This is a genomic window from Aurantimonas manganoxydans SI85-9A1, assembly GCF_000153465.1.
GTDB classification, from domain to species: Bacteria; Pseudomonadota; Alphaproteobacteria; order Rhizobiales; family Rhizobiaceae; genus Aurantimonas; species Aurantimonas manganoxydans.
Genome location: NZ_CH672387.1, coordinates 380,676 through 399,279, shown reverse-complemented (window position 1 = coordinate 399,279; position 18,604 = coordinate 380,676). Strand labels below are relative to the sequence as shown.

Genomic DNA, 18,604 nt, shown 5'->3' with positions numbered 1-18,604 from the left:
TCCGCGCTGCCAACACGGAAAGAACCCTTCGCATGACCGACCGCCTGCGCCTCCTCGCCGTCGACACCGACGATCTGGCGATCATCTCAGCCTATTGTCAGGACGCGGTGGTCAAGCCGAAGGACTGCCAGCACCGGGCCGCCGCCGGCCAGTTCATCGTCGAGATGAACCGCTTCGTCTGGGAGACCTCGCAGGGCGTGTCCCGCTTCCGCCTGTTCAAGAAGGCCGAATATGAGCGCCGCCGCGCGGTGCTGCATTTCGACCGGGTGACCGAGGTCAAGCATACCGGCCTCGCGCCCGCCTCCGACGACGTGCTGGTTCTCCTCGCCATCCGCTTCACTGTGACGGAAGCGCCCTCGGGGATTGTCGAGCTTGTCTTCGCCGGCGGCTCCGCGATAAGGCTGACCGTCGAGGTGATCGAGGCGCAGCTCGCCGATATCGGCGGCTCCTGGAGCACCGGGTCGAAGCCGGACCACAACCGGCCAGACCGGATCAGCTGACGGCCGCATGGCTGGCGCGCCCTGCCGAAAGGCAGGTGGAACCGCGACGGCCCGACGGCGTCCGACGAGAGTGACGGAAGGGGTTCGCAGAGTGCCGTCGAGGCTCAATACCGACGATTCCGGTTTCGAGGCGGAGTTTCGCGCTCTGCTCGGGGCCAAGCGCGAGCAGGCGGACGACGTCGATGCCGCGGTCCGCCACATCATCGCGCGGGTGCGCGAAGAGGGCGACGCCGCCCTGATCGATCTGACGCGCCAGTTCGACGGGCTCGACCTGACCCCCGAGGTGCTGCGGGTCGGCCAGGACGAGATCGACGCCGCCCATGCCGCGACGCCCGAAGAGACACTGGCCGCGCTGACCACGGCCCATGATCGCATCTCCAGCCATCATGCCCGGCAGATGCCGAAGGACGACCGCTATGTCGATGCGATCGGCGTCGAGCTGGGCAGTCGCTGGACGGCGGTGGATTCGGTCGGCCTCTACGTTCCCGGCGGTCAGGCGAGCTACCCCTCTTCCGTGCTGATGAACGCCGTGCCGGCGAAGGTCGCCGGCGTCGAGCGCATCGCCATGACGGTGCCCGCCATGCGCGGCGTCCTCAACCCGCTGGTCCTTACCGCGGCGAAGATCTGCGGCGTCAGCGAGATCTACCGGCTGGGCGGGGCGCAGGCCGTGGCCGCCTTCGCCTACGGCACAGAGACCATCGCGCCCGTCGCCAAGATCGTCGGCCCGGGCAACGCCTTCGTCGCCGCCGCCAAGCGGCAGGTCTTCGGCACGGTCGGCATCGACATGATCGCCGGCCCGTCGGAAATCCTCGTCATCGCCGACGGCCGGAACGATCCGGACTGGATCGCCGCCGATCTGCTCAGCCAGGCCGAGCATGATTCCGCCGCCCAGTCGATCCTGATCACCGACGACGCGGGCTTTGCCGACGCAGTCGAGGCCGCCGTCGAACGGCAGCTGAAGACCCTGTCGCGCGGCGCGACGGCGGCGGCGAGCTGGCGCGACCACGGCGCGATCATCCTCGTCGGCTCGCTCGACGAAGCCCCGGCCCTGTCCGACCGGATCGCGCCAGAGCATCTGGAACTGGCGGTCGACGATCCCGAAGCCCTGTTCGCCAGGCTGCGCCATGCCGGCGCGGTCTTCCTTGGCCGGCATACGCCGGAAGTGATCGGCGACTATGTCGGCGGCTCGAACCATGTCCTGCCGACCGCCCGCTCGGCGCGCTTCTCCTCCGGCCTGTCGGTGCTCGACTTCGTCAAGCGCACCTCGATCCTCAAGCTCGGCCCGGACCAGTTGCGCGAACTGGGTCCCGCGGCGATCGAACTCGCCCGTGTCGAGGGGCTCGACGCCCATGGCCGGTCGGTCGCGATCCGGCTGAACCTTTGAGGATGGCATGAGCGAAGCGGACGGCACGGGCGATGGCCATCTGATCGACGTCGAGCTTGACGACACGATCGGCCGGGCGACGCCCGACGTCGAGCACGAGCGTGCCGTGGCGATCTTCGACCTGATCGAGGAGAACGTCTTCAATCCGGTCGGCGCGCCCCAGGGGGGACGCTTCAAGCTGAAGCTGTCCCTGGCCGACAAGCGCCTGGTCTTTGACATCCGCGACGAGAACGATGCGCCACTGGTCGCCCATATCCTGTCGCTGACCCCGTTTCGCCGGGTCATCAAGGACTATTTCCTGATCTGCGACAGCTATTACGAGGCGATCCGCTCGGCCACGCCCCAGCATATCGAGGCCATCGACATGGGGCGGCGCGGGATTCACAATGACGGCTCCCAGACCCTCATGGAACGGCTGAAGGGCAAGATCGACGTCGATCTGGATACGGCGCGACGGCTGTTCACCCTGATCTGCGTTCTCCACTGGCGGAGCTGACCCCGGCCATGGCGTGGCGAGTGACGGCATCGGGGCGAGATCGGGATGCGGGGTCCGGCGGGCCCCGGCGCGGCTCCGCTGCATCCAGGAAACCCTGCCCATGAGCGCGGCCGGCGAAGGCGGCGACAAACGGCGCATCTCCTCGGTGCTGTTCGTCTGCGGCATGAACGCGATCCGCTCGCCCATGGCCGAGGCGCTGGCCCGGTCACTGCTTCCCCCGTCGGTCTATGTCGCCTCCGCCGGCGTACGCGACGGCCAACGTGATCCGTTCGTCGACAGCGTTCTGGCGGAAAAGGGACTCAGCCTCGGCGATCGGCGGCCGCAGCGGCTGGAGGATCTCGAGGACAGCTATTTCGACCTGATCGTCACCATGGCGCCGGAAGCCCATCACGCCGTCCTCGACGCCACTGGCACGGCCTCGGTGGATGTCGAGTTCTGGCCGATGCCCGACCCGTCGGTCGCCACCGGCAGCCGCGAGCAGATTCTGGAAGCCTATCGCGCCGTCTGCAGCCGGATCGACGACCACATCCGCAAGCGCCTGCTGCCAGATCAGGCGGCGCCGCCCGCACCGAAAGACTGACGCGGACCGCGGCCGAACGCCGGAGGCGCCCTGCCCTATTCGGCCAGTGCGGCGATCTCGGCCTTCAATTCGTCGAGCCCGACGCCCTTTTCCGACGACGTCGAGAGAATTCGCGGGAACGCCGCCGGGTGCCGCTTGATGCCGAGCGCTGTCGCCTCGATCAGCTTCGGCACGCCCGTCGCCTTGATCTTGTCGGTCTTGGTCAGGACGATCTGGTAGGAGACGGCCGCCTTGTCGAGCAGGCCCATCACCTCCTCGTCGTTCTTCTTGATCCCGTGCCGGGCATCGATCAGCAGAAAGACCCGCTTCAGGCTGGCGCGGCCACGCAGATACGAGAAGACCAGCTTGGTCCAGGCGTCGACGTGATCCTTCGGGGCCTTGGCATAGCCATAGCCGGGCATGTCGACCACCGCGATCGGCGGCAACTCGGCGGTCTCGCCGCCATAGCCGTCCGGCACGAAGAAGTTGAGTTCCTGCGTCCGGCCCGGCGTGTTCGACGTGCGCGCCAAGCCCTTCTGGGCGAGAAGCGCATTGATCAGCGACGACTTGCCGACATTGGAGCGACCGGCGAAGGCGATCTCGGGCGGGCCTTCCGGCGGCAGGAACTTCATCGCCGGGACACCGCGCACGAAGACCCAGGGCTGGCCGAAGAAATGCGCGGCGGCCGGCGGCGGCGGCGTGTTGGCGTCGTCGGTCATGTCCTGATCCATCGTCATTTCGCCTTTTCCAGCGCGTCTATGTCGCCGCCCCGGATCGCTCCGAGATTGCGGCTGATCCTGTCGACCGGCCAGTTCCACCACGCGATTTCCAGGAGGCGCCGGACGGCGTCGTCGGGAAAGCGCATGCGGATCGTTCGGGCCGGGTTGCCGCCGACCACGGCATAGGCCGGAACGTCCTTCGTGACCACCGCATGGGCCGCGATCACCGCCCCGTCGCCGACGGTGACGCCCGGCATGATGGTCGCCTTCTCGCCGATCCACACATCGTTGCCGATCCGCGTATCGCCCTTCACCCCGTCGAGGATGGTCTGGAAATCGAAACCGTCTTCCCAGCCCTTGCCGAAGATCTGGAAGGGATAGGTCGAGATTCCGCCCATCGCGTGATTGGCGCCGTTCATCACGAAGGAAACGCCGCGGGCGATGGCGGAGAACCGGCCGATGATCAGCCGGTCGCCGATGAACGGATAGAGATGACCGACGCAGGCCTCGACGAAGCGCTCGGGCCCGTCCGGGTCGTCGTAATAGGTGTAGTCGCCGATCTCGATCTGCGGATGGTCGACCAGCGGCTTGAGGAAGCCGACACGCGGATGGCCGGCCAAGGGGTGCGGATCGGTCGGGTCGGGTCCGTGCATGCTCGGTCCTTTTTGAGGACGGCACCCCCGAACGGCGGCGTCCCGCGCGTTGCGACCCGAAGGCCGCATCGCACGGGACGTCTGCTCAGCCCTCGGAGGGCTTTTCCTTTCGTCGGAACATCCCGCGCAGATTGTCCCAGAGTTCGATCTTGGTGCCGTTGCGCTTCATGATCACCGACTGCTGGATCACCGATAGCAGGTTGTTCCAGGTCCAGTAGATCACCAGTCCGGCCGGGAACGAGGCCAGCATGAAGGTGAAGACCACCGGCATCCAGGTGAAGATCATCTGCTGCGTCGGATCCGGCGGCGTGGGGTTGAGCCGCATCTGGACGAACATCGTGATGCCCATCAGGATCGGCCAGACGCCGACCATCAGGAGATGCGGCAGCTCGAGCGGGATCAGGCCGAACAGATTGAAGATGCTCGTCGGATCCGGAGCGGCCAGATCCTGGATCCAGCCGAAGAACGGCGCGTGCCGCATCTCGATCGTCACGTACAGCACCTTGTAGAGCGCGAAGAACACCGGAATCTGGATCAGGATCGGCCAGCAGCCTGCGGCCGGGTTGATCTTCTCCTCCCGGTAGATGCGCATCATCTCCTGCTGCTGCTTCTGCTTGTCGTCCTTGAAGCGCTCGCGCATTTCCATGATCTTCGGCTGCATGTTCTTCATGCGCGCCATCGACTTGTACGACTTGTTGGCCAGCGGGAAGAAGATGAGCTTGAGGACAACGGTGACCGCCAGGATCGCGACGCCGAAATTGCCGATCACGCTGTAGAGCCAATCCAGCGCGTGGAACATCGGCCGGGTGATGAAATAGAACCAGCCCCAGTCGATCAGCTGGCCGAACTGGCGGATATCGTAGCGCTCTTCATAGCTGTCGATGTCGCTGACGACCTTGGCGCCGGCGAAGGTGCGCGAGACGTTGGTCGCTGTCGCGCCCGGCTCGACCGTCACCGGGTCGGTGACATATTCCGTCTGATAATGCGGCCGGCCGTCGGTCATGTAGAGGAAGCGCGACTGGAACGGGCGACCGGCCTCCGGGACCAGCGTCGTCGCCCAGTACTTGTCGGTGATGCCGAGCCAGCCGCTGGAGGATTTCGGCGGCGTGTAGCGCTGGTCGTCCTCGATGGTGGAGTACTTGATCTCCGACAGGCCATCGTCGCCGAAGACACCGAGAAGCCCCTCGAACAGGACGTAGACCGAGGCGACTTCCGGCTTGGAATAGCGGGTGACCCGGCCATAGGACGACAGCGTCAGCGGCGCCGAACCCTCGTTGCGGATCGTGTCCTCGTAGGTGAACATGAACCGGTCGTCGACGGAGATGGTCCGCTCGAAGGTGACGCCCGCGCCGTTCGTCGCAGTCAGCGTGACCGGGCTGTTGGGCGTCAGGGACTGGCCGCCCTCGGCCTGCCAGATCGTGCTCGGCCCGGGGAGCTCGCCGGCATCGCGGCCGAGATAGCCGAATTCCGCGAAATAGCCCGACGGCAGCCGCTCCGGCGACAGGAGCACGATCGTCGGCGACGAATCGTCGACGGTCTCGTGATAATTCTTCAGGCGCAGATCATCGAGCCGGGCACCCGTCAGATTGATCGAGCCCGACAGGGCCGGCGTGTCGATGGCGACACGGCTGCCGGCGGCGATCGCCTGCTCGCGCGTCTCGTCGGTTGCCGGCAAAGCGTCCTGCTCGGGCACGACGCTCTCGCGTCCGGCCGGTGCGGCGACATTGTCCTGCGGCGTTCCGGCGGGCGTCTGCGGCGTCTGCAGCGAGCCGTCGTTCTGCGCAACGGTCGGCTGGGCCGCCTCGGTCTCGAGGCGCTGAGCTTCCATGCGCGGGCTGACGACCAGAAACTGCCACCCGACCAGCACCCCGATCGACAGGATCATGGCGATCAGGAAGTTGCGGTTGTTTTGCATCAGTCAGACCCCGATGGACGCTTCGACGGGCGCCGTTCCGTTTTGGCCGGCTCTCGCTGCGGCTGCTTCATCCTGGCGACCCGACGCGACAGCTCGTCCTTGAGCTGCTCGAAAGGCAGCGTCAGCACATCGCGGCGGGCGACGACCACATAGTCGATCCCCGGAGCCATGTCAGCCTGCGTATCGAGACGAATCGCCTCGCGCAGCCGCCGCCGGATCCGGTTGCGGACCACGGCATTGCCGACTTTCTTGGTCACGGTGAGCCCGACACGAGGTGGAGCCGCGTCGCCGCGGTCCAGCGCCTCGATGAAGAAGGACGGGCCGTTCAGACGACGGCCCCGGCGCGCGGCGAGAAACTCCGCGCGCTTTGTCATGCGGCCGACAGCCTTCGGCATCTCGCCTGGCCGCGACCGACTCACGTCTGGTGTCAGGCCGACAGCCGCTTGCGGCCGCGTGCGCGGCGAGCGGCGATGACCTTCTGGCCACCCTTGGTCGCCATGCGCGAGCGGAAACCGTGGCGGCGTTTGCGGACGAGCCGGGACGGCTGATAAGTGCGCTTCATCGTTTCACCCCCGCACCTTGCGGCACGGGCCCTTCATGTGTTCCGGAAACTGGGTTCGCGGTACAAGACGCTGCACGCAACTATCCGTCGCGCGGAACGCTGCCCGCTCGTGTGCGCGGCTTATAGGAAGGAAGAGCGGGAAAAGTCAATCACCGGCGCGCAGCTCACGGCGAACGGATCGATTCCGGATTTTGCGCAACATGGCGTGAACTGCGGCCGTTTTCAGCCAACGCTCTTTCGGTTTGCCGCGCCCCGCGCAATGTTGCGGGGCCACGCCAAACGGCAGCACGAGCACCCCTCGACCGCGCCTGCAGATAAATCGGAAGTTCCATGAGACCGCATCTCGACGCCAAAACAGGGCCACCGTCGCTGGTGCGCTATCTTCCCGTCGCGGTGATCGTCGCAGGCCTCGCCTTGGCCTACGCGCTCGAACTGCACCATTATCTCTCGCTCGACGTCTTTCTCGACAGCCGCGAGCGCCTGCGCCACTTCGTCGCCGGCCATATTGTCCTCGCCTCGCTCGGCTTCATCGCACTCTATGCCCTGCTCGTTGCCTTCGCCTTCCCGGCGGCCGCGGTGGTGACGATCGCCGGCGGCTTCCTGTTCGGCTGGCTTCTCGGCGGCACCCTGACGGTGATCGGCGCGACCGTCGGCGCGACGGCGCTCTTCCTGGCCGCACGGCATGCCTTCGGCGACGTCCTTCGGCGACGGGCCGGTGGCGCCATCCGGCGTTTCGCCGAGGGTTTCCGCGACGACGCCTTCGCCTATCTCCTCGTCCTGCGGCTGACGCCGATCCTGCCCTTCCTGGCGGTTAACGTCGCGCCGGCCTTCTTCGAGGTCTCGCTGCGCACCTATGTCGTCACCACCTTCCTCGGCATCATCCCCGGTGCCATGGTCTATGCCTTCCTCGGCAGCGGCCTGAACCAGACGCTGGTCAATGTCGGCAGCGGCGACGTCGAGATCGCCGACCTCGTGACCATGGAAATGACCATCGGCCTTGCGGGACTGGCGGCACTCGCGATCCTCGGCCTGGTCCTGAAGAAGACCTTCTTCCGCCGGCGCAGCGCGTCCGCGGACGACAAGAGCGGCGGACGCTGAATGGCCGAAATCCTCACACCGGACATCTGCGTTATCGGCGCCGGCTCCGGCGGCCTGACCACGGCGGCGGCCGCGGCCGCCTTCGGCGTGCCCGTTGTCCTGGTCGAACGCGGCAAGATGGGCGGCGACTGTCTCAATTATGGCTGCGTGCCCTCCAAGGCCCTGATTGCCGCCGGCAAGCACGCCGCAGCAATCCGCGAGGCGCCGGCCTTCGGCGTGTCGGCTGGCGATCCGCTCGTCGATTTTCCGGCGGTCAAGGATCATGTCGACGCCGTCATCGCGGCCATCGCGCCGAACGATTCGGTCCAGCGATTCGAACGCCTCGGCGTGATCGTCATCAAGGCCGACGCGACCTTCGTCGACCCGCGCACGATCTCGGCGGGCGGCCAGCTCATCCGCCCCCGGCGCTTCGTCATCGCCACGGGCTCGTCGGCACTGGTGCCGCCGATCGACGGCATCGGCGCAACGCCGTATCTGACCAACGAGACGATCTTCGGCCTGCGCGAGCGGCCCGACCATCTGCTTATTATCGGCGGCGGACCGATCGGCATGGAGATGGCGCAGGCCCATCGCCGGCTCGGATCGCGGGTGACTGTGGTCGAGGGCAGCAAGGCGCTGGGCCGCGACGATCCCGAGCTGACCGAAGTGGCGCTCGCCGCGCTGCGCCGCGACGGCGTGACCATCATGGAGAACACCAAGGTGGTGCGTGCCGAAGGCCAGGACGATGCCATCCGCCTGACGATCGACCCTGCCGATGGCGAACGCCGGACGCTGGACGGCAGCCATCTTCTCCTGGCGGTCGGGCGCTCGCCCAATCTCGACGGGCTCGGGTTGGAACTGGCCGGCATCGCTTACGACAAGCGCGGCATCACGGTCGGCGCCGATCTGCGCACCAGCAATCGGCGCGCCTATGCCATCGGCGACATCGCCGGCGGGCCGCAATTCACCCATGTGGCGAACTATCACGCCGGCCTTGTCATGCGGGCGCTGCTGTTCCGGCTGCCGGTCCGCACGAACCACGACAATCTGCCCCATGTCACCTTCACCGATCCGGAGGTCGGCCAGGTCGGGTTGACCGAAGCGCAGGCGAAGGAGCGCGGCCTCGCCGTCGAGATCCTGCGCTGGCCCTATGCCGAGAACGACCGCGCCCAGGCCGAGCGTCGGATCGAAGGTCTGGTCAAGCTCGTGGTCGGCCGGCGCGGCAAGATCGTCGGCGCCGGCGTCGTCGGCACCCAGGCCGGCGAGATCACCAATCTCCTGTCGCTGGTGGTCGGCCGGGGCCTGTCCGTTGCGGCCCTGCGTGACTTCGTATCGCCCTACCCCACCTTGTCGGAAATTGGCAAACGGGCGGCCACCGCCTACTATCAGCCCTATACGCGGCGTCCCCTGGTGCGCCGCGCCGTTGCCTTCCTGCAGCGGTTCGGCTGACCGGATCGGCAGGCGCTCCGGCAGCGGACCGCACGGATGGCTGCGGATGGCAGCGAAAGGACAGACTGCGACTTGCCGCTGACGCCCGACAGACCTGCGGACGGCGCGACGACGCGCGCCAGCGTGCCGACTGTGCGGCACCGCATTTCCAACCGCCTCCTGATCATCACCATGCTGGCCGTCATGCTGGCGGAGGTGCTGATCTTCGTGCCGTCCATCGCCAATTTCCGCGAGGAATGGCTGTCCGACCGGATCGCCACCGTGGCGGTGGCGGGACTCGCCTCGCGGGGCCGCGACAGCGAGGACGCCGCGCCGTTGAGCCCGGACGAGGAGGCCGGCCTCCTGCGGGCACTCGACGCCCTGCTCGTTGCCATCATCGAGGGCGACGCCTCGCGGTTGCTGGCCCGCGACCCGCGGCTGGACGCCGTCGATCTGCAGATCGATCTGGGCAATCGCGGCCCGTGGAGCGCGGTCACCGGCGCCTTCGACACGCTGTTCTTCGGTGGCGATCGCATCATGCGGATCTCCGGCCCCGTCGGCGACCGCTCCATGCTGGCCGAGATGGTGATGTCGGAAGCGCCGTTGCGCCGCGACATGCTGGTCTATTCGCGCAACATCCTGCTTCTCTCGCTGGCCATCGCCAGCTTTGCCGCGCTGCTGGTCTATGCCGCCATCAGCGTCTATCTGGTGCGGCCGATCCAGGCGATGACGACGGCGATGGTGCGCTTTGCCGAGCAGCCCTCCGACCCGCGGCGGATCCTGCGGCCGAGCGGCCGCGACGACGAGATCGGCGTGGCCGAGGCCGAGCTTGCCGACGTCCAGTCGCGGCTGGCCGAGACCCTGCGCGAACAGCGCCATCTCGCCGATCTCGGCCTCGCCGTCTCCAAGATCAATCACGACCTGCGCAACATCCTCGCCTCGGCGCAGATGATCTCCGACCGGCTGTCCACCGTGAACGATCCGCGGGTCCAGCGGGTCGCGCCGATGCTGCTGCGCAGCCTCGACCGGGCACTGCACTATACCCAGTCGGTGCTGGCCTATGGCCGCGCCGTCGAGACCGTCCCGGTCAAGCGCCGCATCCGCCTCAGGCAGCTCGTCGACGACGTCTTCCAGATGCTGACGATCTCGCCGCAATCGCCGATCGAGCTCGTCAACGCGGTCGATCACGGCATGGAGGTGGATGCCGATCTCGACCAGCTGCACCGCGTCCTTCTCAATCTGTGCCGCAACGCCGCGCAGGCGCTGGAGGCCGAGGACGACGATTTGTCCTCGCTGGTGCGCCGCGTCACCGTGTCGGCCACCGGCGGGCCGGCCGAGGGCATCGTCATCTCCGTGGACGACACCGGCCCCGGCCTGCCGGCCCGCGCCCGCGACAATCTGTTTCGCGCCTTCCGGGGCTCGGCCCGGACCGGCGGAACCGGCCTCGGCCTCGCCATCGCCGCGGAGATCATCGAGGCCCATGGCGGGACGATTCGGCTGGCCGAGACCAACGCTTCGGGAACCCGGTTCGAGATCGCCCTGCCGGGCACCGCTGCCCCGGCCCGCCCGGCCCCCGGGCGCCCGCCGCGCAATGGAGCGGAGGCACCGACGGCCCCCGACGCGTCCTGACAGGCCGGCAATCCCGTCACCCGAGCGTCACGGACGCCGGATAGACAGGCCATGTAGCGACGACGAAAAAATGCGCCCCTAGACGGCTTGCATTCCGCGAACCGAGCCGTTAGGAACCCCCTCAAGAGCGGGCGGCAGACGCGGCCCCTTCTGGATGCGCCCGTAGCTCAGCTGGATAGAGCACCAGACTACGAATCTGGGGGTCAGAGGTTCGAATCCTTTCGGGCGCACCATTTCCGTACAGATCTGCAACCACCGAAAGCGCCCGACAAGTTTCGGTAGGATCGCTTGGCTCCGCACCGGCTGCGTTCGGACCCGGTCGAGCGTGCCGCACACGCTCCCCGTCGAGCCGCAGGCTGGTGATTTGCTCGCGCAGGATGTCATCCATGTCGGCAACGCCATCCTTTGCCAGGCGGTAGAGCCGCTTCAGCTCGTCCTGCGTGTTTGTCGCCTCTCGTTGCGACGCAATGATCCGTCCGTACCCCACCGCTGTACTCTTAGCCCGCCCGCCTCGGACGCCCACCTTGGCGAGGCGGCGGATGTACATCTCAAGACCAAAACAGTCCCGGAAGAAACAGCTGTACCTGACGATAACGTCGAAGCGCCGATCGCCGTCAGTAGCGCGCTCGATCATCTGCTGAGCTCGGACCGCATGTCGTCGGTCGCCGACGCGCCCGACTCGATGTATTCGGCTACGAGTGGCCACCCCTTGGCCTGGCACCGGGGCGATGTCATCGGCCTGGCCAAGGCGGCCCAGTGGCGCCATGGAACCCATGCGGGCACCAAGATTCCACGGCTTGCCCCGGATGAATAGCTCCGTTTCGCCCGCGCCGGGCGCCACCAGATGCTGAGCGCGTCCAGCATTCGAGAAAGCTGGCCAACTCTCTTACTATTCCCCCCTTCTGGGGCTCCCAACCAACCCTAAGACAATGCAAGGCGGGCCGGTCGGGAAACGGTTGGCCAAACCGTTTTCCCGTTTACCGCACCTATCTCTTCGGCATGCCGCGAGGCGGCAGTTCTCGCTTCTGGGCTGCAATCCGGAAGGGTGCATTGGGAGCGCCGTAGCCGGTGTAGCCACCGCGCCGTTCCACGATTTCGAAGAAGAAGCCCTCGCCGAAGGTCGGGCCATAGAGCTGGAAGTACTCGCCCTTGCCGTCCCGGTCGTAGAGGATGTTGTGGGCGCGCAGTCGGTCGGCGAAGTCGGGATCCAGGCCGAAGCGGGCCTCGAGGTCGTCGTAGTAGTTCCGGGAAATCCGCAGGGGCTGGAACCCGTGCGCCCTGAGCCGCGCAGCGGTCGCGAAGATGTCGTGGCAGGCAAAGGCAAGGTGCTGGATGCTGGAGCCGAAATTCTCCGCGATGAAATGTCCGGCGAGCGTGCGCCGGTTCCCGGCCCCGTTCAGGGTCAGCCGCAAACCGTCATTCTCGCTCTCGATGACCTGGCTGCGGATCAGCCCGGCGGGGTCCACCACGTCGACCATCGCCAGCTTCCTCGTCCGAAAGATCGCGGTGTAGAAGAGCAGCCAGGTCAGCATTTCCTCGTAGTTCATCGTCTGGGCGACATGGTCGATCCGGAACAGTCCCTCCGTTTCTTCCAGGTGACCGGTCGGTTCGAACTCGACATCCCAGACCCGGGCCAGTTCGCTCGTCCCATCGATGAAATAGATGACCCCGCCACCGACCCCCCGGATCGCCGGGATCGCCAGTTCCCCAGGCCCGCGCCGCTGCTCGAACGACTCGGCGCCGAGCGCGCGTGCGCGCGCCACGGTGGCCGCCGCGTCCTCCACTCTCAACCCGATCGCATAGGCCGATGCGCCATGCAGAAGGTAGGAGGAGTGTGCGAAGCCTTCCTTCTCCATGTTGATGACGATGTTGATGTCCTGCTGGCGGTAGAGCGTCACATCCTTGGTCCGGTGCCGCGCCGCCGGCACGAAGCCAATCGTGTCGAGGATGCCGGCGAGGTCTGCCGCTTCCGTTTCGTTGGCCGCGAACTCCACGAACTCCACGCCCTCGACGGCGATGCGGTCCGGCATGTCGGGCACGGAGACCTGGATCCCCGGCTCGCTGCGCGCCACCCGATCCATCAGATAGACCAGCGAACGCCGCCCATCGACCGCGATCGAGCGCGGGGAACCACCCCTGAACTGGTCGTTGAAGATCTCCAGCGACAACGGCCCGTCATAGCCGGTGGCCGCGACCGCCTGCATGAAGGCCGTTACCGGGAGGTCGCCTTCGCCGGGCATGTTGCGGAAGTGACGGCTCCAGTACAGCAGATCCATGTCGATCTGCGGCGCGTCGGCCAGTTGGACGATAAAGATGCGATCACCCGGGATGGACCGGATGGTGTCGACGTCGATCTTGCGCGCCAGGGTATGGAACGAGTCGAGGATCAGACCGATATTCGGATGGTCCACCCGGCGAACGATCTCCCAGGCATCGCGGTGATCGTTGATGTGCCGACCCCAGGCCAGCGCCTCGTATCCGACGCGCAGTTCCCGCCGGGCAGCCCGCTCCCCGAGTTCGCGGAAGTCGTCGGCTGCACGGTCGATTCCGCCGAGCGCGATCGGAGACACGTTGGAACAGACCAGCATGAGGTCCGTACCGAGTTCCTGCATCAGGTCGAACTTGCGCTCGACGCGGTCGAAAATCCGCATCCGCTGCAGCTCCGGCATGCCTTCGAAATCCCGGAAGGGCTGGAAGAGCGTGATCTCCAGGCCGTGATCCCGGACCATGCGCCCGACTTCCGCCGGACTGCCGTCGAAGGCGAGGAAATCGTTCTCGAAGATCTCGACGCCGTCGAAACCCGCGGAAGCAATGGCCGCCAGCTTCTCCCGCAGGTCGCCGCTGATCGAGACCGTGGCGATCGACGTCTTCATGCGGCGGCCTCCTGCCAGCGGAGCGCGGCCCTCAGCGCGCCCTGATCCACCACGCGGCCGGTGAACAGACGGAAGGCGTCGACGGCCTGGTGGAAGAACAGTTCGTAGCCGCTCATGACCCGGATTCCCTTGGCGCGCGCATCCATCGCGAATTGCGTGTCGATCGGCGTGTAGACGGCATCGAACGCCCATTGCGCCCGCCCCATGTGGTCCGCCGGCACGGCGCTGCCGGGAAGCCCGACCATGCCGAGGGGGGTGCAGTTCACGAGACCGTCTGCGCCGGCTGCCGCCTCGGCGATGTCCGGCGCGACGACGACCTGCATCGCCATCGGCACGGCCTCGATCGACGCCTTCAGGGCCGAAGCCCTTGCGCGATCGGTATCGAACAGCCGCAACTGCGTGGCGCCAAGGCGGTCCAGCGCGAAAGCGATCGCCTTGCCGACCCCCCCGGCGCCAGCCATCGCGACGACGCCCGGTCGCGCTCCCGGAAAACAGGAACGAAAGGCCGCGATAAACCCGGTGTGGTCGGTATTGAAGCCTTGCGGGACGTCGCCGTCGAACAGGACCGTATTGCAGGCCCCGATCCGTGCGGTGGGGGCATCGTGGACGCGGACCCGCCGGACGACCGCCTCCTTGTAGGGATAGGTGATGTTGATCCCGCGATAGCCGCTCTCTTGGCAATGCGTAAAGACGGAGTCGAAGTCACGACTGAGATCAACTGGGATCAGGCGCTCGTAAGACACGTCGAGGCCGCACAAGCGCCCGGCCTCGACATGCAGCGCGGGTGACCGAGACCGCACGATATTGTCGCCGATCAAACCCAATCGCACTGCCGACACTGCCACCTCCCCGCCGCAACCGATGCTGGGCGGCGACGGCAAGGATAGCGAGACACGGGCCGGTTTCAACTGATATTATGCGAAACATATGGCATTAGTCATAATCGCTGGAACGGTCAGCACAGCCCTTATCCGATGGTGCCGGTCGCCAGGGCATGCTCCACACCACCCTCCACATGGCGTGCCAGCACCGTCTTCGCGGTGACGGCGTCCCGTTCGAGCGCCGCGTCCAGCAGCGCCCTGTGCTCGCCGGCCGCGATATCGCCCCGGAACGACAGGGCAATCATCTGATAGCGCAGATACTTGTCGAAGACGGCGGCATGGGTCTCCATAAGTTCGCGCGACCCGCAGGCCGAGATCAGCGCCTGGTGGAATTCCCAGTCGTAACGTTTCCACAGCTCAGTCTCGCTGCGATCCCCCTCCTTCATCCGCCGCTCCATGACGGCAAGCTTGTGATGCGCGGCGACGACGCGGCCTTCCCACTCCATGTCTCCCGCCACGAAGGAATGCTCGAGCGCATGCTGCTCGAGCAGCATTCTAAGGGCCGCGACCTCTTTCAGATTGGCGATGGACACCCCTGCGACCTCGAAGCCGCGCTGCCCTTCGGCGGTCACGAGTCGCTCGGATGACAGCCTGTTCAGGGTTTCGCGGAGCGTGCTGACGCTGGCGCCGTAGTCGTCCTTCAATCGCTCCAGCCGCAATTTCTGCCCCGGTGCGAGACGCCCGAAAACGATATCCGTGCGGATCCGCCGATAGGCGTTCTCGCCGGCGGTTTCGATAGGCAGATCTGGGGACGCCATGAGCATGTCGAATTCACATCAGGGAGAAGTTGGACACTTGTCGCCGTTCGCATCAGACGTTGCAAGCTGGGCCGCAGAACGCGCGGACGGCGGGCGGACACCATGAGGCCATGCATCTTCTCAATTTTATCATAGAAAATCGGAAATAACCGATAAATGCGCGATGACAGATTGAAACTTGGGACGGCCGGTGCAATGAATGGCCGGTGTGGCGGCTGGGAGTCCGCCGGAATGTCGACCGGGAGGAGACACATGATTTTTTCGACTACTCGTCGCGCAGTGCTGGCAGCCAGCGCCGCCATGCTTTTCGCATTCGCGGTTCCGTCGGCGGCGCAGGACAAGAAGCCGCTCCGTTTCTCCGCCGTCTTCTCCGAGCAGGACATCCGCGCGGAGATGATGAAGAAATTCGCCGACGCGGTCGGCGACGACTATGCCTTCGAGGGCTTCTACGGCGGTAACCTGTTCAAGCAGGGGACCGAGCTGGTCGCCTTGCAGCGCGGCAATCTCGAAATGGGCAATATCGCGCCCCAGGACATCGCCAACCAGATTCCCGAATGGTCGATCCTCACCTCGGCCTATCTGTTTCGCGACGCCGAGCATCTGCGGACCTTCTTCGCCAGCGATGCCGGCGACGAGATGAAGAAGATGGTCGAGGACCAGCTCGGCGTCCACTTGCTCGGCCCCACCTATTTCGGCACGCGTCAGGTCGGGCTGAAACCCGACAAGAAAATCGAGACGCCGGCCGACATGGCTGGCATCAAGCTGCGCATGCCCGGTGGCGACGCGTGGCAGTTTCTGGGGCAGGCCCTGGGAGCCAATCCAACGCCGATGGCCTATGCCGAGGTCTACACCGGCCTCCAGACGGGCGCGATCGACGGCCAGGACAACCCGCTTCCGAACGTCCAGAACATGAAATTCTACGAGGTCATGTCGCAGATCGTGCTGACCTCCCACCTTGTCGGCTACGATCTCCTGACCGTGTCGTCCGCCGTCTGGGACGACATGTCGCCGGATCAGCAGCAGGCATTCCAGGCCGCCGCCGACGCGGCCATCGAGTGGAGCACGGCGGAACACCTCAGGCAGGAGGAGGAACTGGCAGATTCCTTCGAGGAGCGCGGGCTGAAGCTGTACAAGCCCGACGTGGAGGCGTTCCGTACCCACGCCCAGAAGATGTACTCCGAGTCGGACCTCGCAAGGAACTGGCCCGAGGGTATGCTCGAGCGCATCAACAAGCTCTGATCGGAACCTTCGGGTCCCTCAAGGACACACGGCGGCATCTCGCATTCATGGCCGCGTTCCGCCCCCAGCGGCGCGCGGCCAGTGTCCGACTGCATGAAGGAGGTTCGCATCCATGGATGCTAGGAAGGCGGGCGCCTGGCTGCGCCGACGTGCCGAAAACGTTCTGGCGCTGATGCTCGCCGTGATGTTCCTTGCGTTCCTGCTTCAGATCGTCTCGCGATACATCCTGAACTGGCCCATCGGCTGGACGTCCGAGCTGACGGTGGTGATGTGGGTCTGGATGGTGCTGTGGGGCGCATCCTTCGTCGTCCGCGAGGACGAGGAGATCCGGTTCGATCTGGTCTACGGAGCGGTCAGCAGCCCGACCCGGAGGGTCATGACGATCATCACCGCGTCGACGATTCTTGCGCTCTACCTCGGATCCCTGCCTGCGGTTGTCGACTACGTGACCTTCATGAAGGTGCAGGCGACGGCCTATCTCAAGATCCGGTTCGACCTGCTCTATTCCATCTATGTCCTGTTCGCCGTAGCGCTCATCGTCCGATACGGCTGGATCCTCTGGACGGCGCTGCGCCGCAAGACAACCCGAACCGATCCTGCCGGCCCGAGCATTGACGCCTGATGAGTCCGTTTTCGATCTGCATCCTGACGATCGTGGCTCTCAGTCTGCTGGGGCTGCCCATCGGTCACGCGATGATCGGTGGCTCGATCCTCTACCTGTTCCTGTCGGGCCTCGACATGGGCACTGTGGCCGAGCAGCTCCTGAACGGCATGTACACCAGCTACATCCTGCTCGCCGTGCCGCTGTTCATCCTGTCCGCCGAGATCATGAACAGTGGCTCGATGACCGAGCGGCTGCTCGCCTTCTGCAACGCCCTCGTGGGCCGCTTCCGGGGCGGCCTGGCGCAGGTCAACGTCGTCCAGAGCATCATCTTCGCAGGCATGTCGGGCTCCGCGATCGCGGACGCTGCCGGCACCGGCAAGATGATGCAGAAGATGATGACCGCGGAGGGCCGGTATCCGCCCAGTTTCGCGGCCGCCCTGACGGCCGCTTCCGCCGTGATCGGCCCGATCATCCCGCCCTCGATCCCGGTCGTCATCTACTCGCTCGTGTCCGATGCTTCGATCGGCTACCTGTTTCTGGCCGGGGTCGTCCCCGGACTGATGATGGGGCTGGCGCAGATGGGCATCATCGCGGCGGTGGCCCGGCGCCGGAACTTCCCGGTGGAAGCGCCTGTCCCGGCGCGGCAGATCCCGCGCGTCACTTTGCAGGCCTTTCCGGCGCTGATGATGCCGGTGGTGCTGCTTGGCGGCATCTACAGCGGCGTGACGACGCCGACCGAAGCCGCCGCGATCGCCGCCGCCTACGCCTTCCTCATCTCGGCCTTCCTCTACCGGACGGTGACCTTCGCGAGCACGTATCGCTCGCTCCTGGCCAGTGCCCGCACCACCGCGACGATCGGCATGCTCATCGCCGGCGCCCTCGTCTTCAACTATGTGGTGACGGTCGAGAACATTCCGCGCACGGTCAGCGCGGTGCTACAGGCCTACGACCTCTCGCCGACGACGTTCCTGATCGTCGTGAACCTGCTTCTTCTGCTGCTCGGCTGCCTCCTCGAAGGCACGACCATCCTGCTCATCGTCGTTCCGGTCCTGATCCCTACAGCCCAGGCGCTCGGCGTCGACCTCGTCCATTTCGGCATCGTCTGCGTGGTCAACATCATGCTCGGCCTGATCACGCCGCCCTACGGGCTGCTGCTGTTCATCATGACCAACATCGCTCAGGTCTCGCTGCGGGAGCTGGTGCGCGAGGTCATGCCCTTCCTGATCGCCATGCTGGCGGTCCTCGTGCTGATCACCTTCGTTCCGGACGTCGTCCTCTTCCTGCCGCGACTGTTCGGATACCAGGGCTGAGCAGGCGGCCGCGAAAG

General features: G+C 66.0%; 19 protein-coding genes and 1 tRNA gene. 12 read left to right on the top strand and 8 right to left on the bottom strand.

Annotated features, from left to right (window positions below):
- Positions 1–32: 32 nt before the first annotated feature.
- The 4 genes from SI859A1_RS02140 (at position 33) to SI859A1_RS02125 (ending at position 2,960) form a co-directional block, all read left to right on the top strand.
- Entirely contained in the window at positions 33–500 is a 468-nt protein-coding gene (locus SI859A1_RS02140; protein WP_009208227.1) for a DUF2948 family protein, read from the top strand.
- Positions 501–591: 91 nt separating this feature from the next.
- On the top strand, positions 592–1,884 hold the full coding sequence (hisD, locus tag SI859A1_RS02135) for a histidinol dehydrogenase (protein WP_040325044.1): 1,293 nt from the start codon (positions 592–594) through the stop codon (positions 1,882–1,884).
- A gap of 7 nt (positions 1,885–1,891) precedes the next feature.
- A complete protein-coding gene (locus SI859A1_RS02130; protein WP_009208225.1) occupies positions 1,892–2,380 on the top strand; it encodes a UPF0262 family protein in 489 nt (162 codons plus the stop codon).
- A 100-nt stretch (positions 2,381–2,480) separates the two neighbouring features.
- Complete coding sequence (locus tag SI859A1_RS02125; protein WP_040325041.1) at positions 2,481–2,960, top strand: arsenate-mycothiol transferase ArsC; 480 nt, start codon at positions 2,481–2,483, stop codon at positions 2,958–2,960.
- Between the two features lie 35 nt (positions 2,961–2,995).
- Here SI859A1_RS02125 and yihA read toward each other — a convergent pair whose 3' ends face one another.
- The 5 genes from yihA to rpmH form a co-directional block, all read right to left on the bottom strand.
- Positions 2,996–3,658, bottom strand: a complete 663-nt coding sequence (yihA, locus tag SI859A1_RS02120; protein ID WP_024349334.1) for a ribosome biogenesis GTP-binding protein YihA/YsxC — start codon at positions 3,656–3,658, stop codon at positions 2,996–2,998.
- Positions 3,659–3,672: 14 nt separating this feature from the next.
- A complete protein-coding gene (locus SI859A1_RS02115) occupies positions 3,673–4,311 on the bottom strand; it encodes a CatB-related O-acetyltransferase (protein WP_040325039.1) in 639 nt (212 codons plus the stop codon).
- Positions 4,312–4,396: 85 nt separating this feature from the next.
- Positions 4,397–6,226 (bottom strand): membrane protein insertase YidC, encoded by a 1,830-nt coding sequence (gene yidC / locus SI859A1_RS02110; protein ID WP_009208221.1) that lies wholly within the window; start codon positions 6,224–6,226, stop codon positions 4,397–4,399.
- Positions 6,226–6,621, bottom strand: a complete 396-nt coding sequence (gene rnpA, locus SI859A1_RS02105; protein ID WP_040325037.1) for a ribonuclease P protein component — start codon at positions 6,619–6,621, stop codon at positions 6,226–6,228. Before rnpA ends, yidC begins: the two co-directional genes overlap by 1 nt.
- 32 nt (positions 6,622–6,653) lie before the next feature.
- Positions 6,654–6,788 carry a 50S ribosomal protein L34 gene (gene rpmH, locus SI859A1_RS02100; protein ID WP_024349338.1) on the bottom strand — a complete coding sequence of 45 codons (135 nt, stop codon included), beginning with the start codon at positions 6,786–6,788 and terminating at the stop codon, positions 6,654–6,656.
- Between the two features lie 330 nt (positions 6,789–7,118).
- Between rpmH and SI859A1_RS02095 the strand changes: the two genes are divergently transcribed.
- The 5 genes from SI859A1_RS02095 to SI859A1_RS02075 all read left to right on the top strand — a co-directional run bounded on the left by SI859A1_RS02095 (position 7,119) and on the right by SI859A1_RS02075 (position 11,736).
- The gene (locus SI859A1_RS02095; RefSeq protein ID WP_009208218.1) at positions 7,119–7,886 is read left to right on the top strand and encodes a TVP38/TMEM64 family protein; all 768 of its coding nucleotides are present in this window, start codon (positions 7,119–7,121) and stop codon (positions 7,884–7,886) included.
- Positions 7,887–9,314 carry a dihydrolipoyl dehydrogenase family protein gene (locus tag SI859A1_RS02090; protein WP_009208217.1) on the top strand — a complete coding sequence of 476 codons (1,428 nt, stop codon included), beginning with the start codon at positions 7,887–7,889 and terminating at the stop codon, positions 9,312–9,314.
- Positions 9,315–9,350: 36 nt separating this feature from the next.
- Entirely contained in the window at positions 9,351–10,922 is a 1,572-nt protein-coding gene (locus SI859A1_RS02085) for a sensor histidine kinase (RefSeq protein ID WP_009208216.1), read from the top strand.
- 156 nt (positions 10,923–11,078) lie between these two features.
- A tRNA-Arg gene (locus SI859A1_RS02080) sits at positions 11,079–11,155 on the top strand.
- 92 nt (positions 11,156–11,247) lie between these two features.
- Positions 11,248–11,736 (top strand): hypothetical protein, encoded by a 489-nt coding sequence (locus SI859A1_RS02075; protein WP_040325033.1) that lies wholly within the window; start codon positions 11,248–11,250, stop codon positions 11,734–11,736.
- A gap of 172 nt (positions 11,737–11,908) precedes the next feature.
- Here SI859A1_RS02075 and SI859A1_RS02070 read toward each other — a convergent pair whose 3' ends face one another.
- From SI859A1_RS02070 to SI859A1_RS02060, 3 genes are all read right to left on the bottom strand, one after another.
- A complete protein-coding gene (locus tag SI859A1_RS02070; protein ID WP_009208214.1) occupies positions 11,909–13,795 on the bottom strand; it encodes a bifunctional sugar phosphate isomerase/epimerase/4-hydroxyphenylpyruvate dioxygenase family protein in 1,887 nt (628 codons plus the stop codon).
- Complete coding sequence (locus tag SI859A1_RS02065; RefSeq protein ID WP_148233707.1) at positions 13,792–14,634, bottom strand: shikimate dehydrogenase family protein; 843 nt, start codon at positions 14,632–14,634, stop codon at positions 13,792–13,794. Before SI859A1_RS02065 ends, SI859A1_RS02070 begins: the two co-directional genes overlap by 4 nt.
- A 128-nt stretch (positions 14,635–14,762) precedes the next feature.
- The gene (locus SI859A1_RS02060; RefSeq protein WP_009208212.1) at positions 14,763–15,440 is read right to left on the bottom strand and encodes a GntR family transcriptional regulator; all 678 of its coding nucleotides are present in this window, start codon (positions 15,438–15,440) and stop codon (positions 14,763–14,765) included.
- A 246-nt stretch (positions 15,441–15,686) separates the two neighbouring features.
- On the opposite strand from SI859A1_RS02060, the gene dctP reads away from it, so the two are divergent.
- From dctP to SI859A1_RS02045, 3 genes are all read left to right on the top strand, one after another.
- Positions 15,687–16,673 carry a TRAP transporter substrate-binding protein DctP gene (gene dctP / locus SI859A1_RS02055; protein ID WP_040325031.1) on the top strand — a complete coding sequence of 329 codons (987 nt, stop codon included), beginning with the start codon at positions 15,687–15,689 and terminating at the stop codon, positions 16,671–16,673.
- Positions 16,674–16,785: 112 nt separating this feature from the next.
- Complete coding sequence (locus tag SI859A1_RS02050) at positions 16,786–17,295, top strand: TRAP transporter small permease (protein WP_009208210.1); 510 nt, start codon at positions 16,786–16,788, stop codon at positions 17,293–17,295.
- Positions 17,295–18,587 carry a TRAP transporter large permease gene (locus tag SI859A1_RS02045; RefSeq protein WP_009208209.1) on the top strand — a complete coding sequence of 431 codons (1,293 nt, stop codon included), beginning with the start codon at positions 17,295–17,297 and terminating at the stop codon, positions 18,585–18,587. The genes SI859A1_RS02050 and SI859A1_RS02045 overlap by 1 nt, the downstream gene beginning before the upstream one ends.
- Positions 18,588–18,604 lie beyond the last annotated feature (17 nt).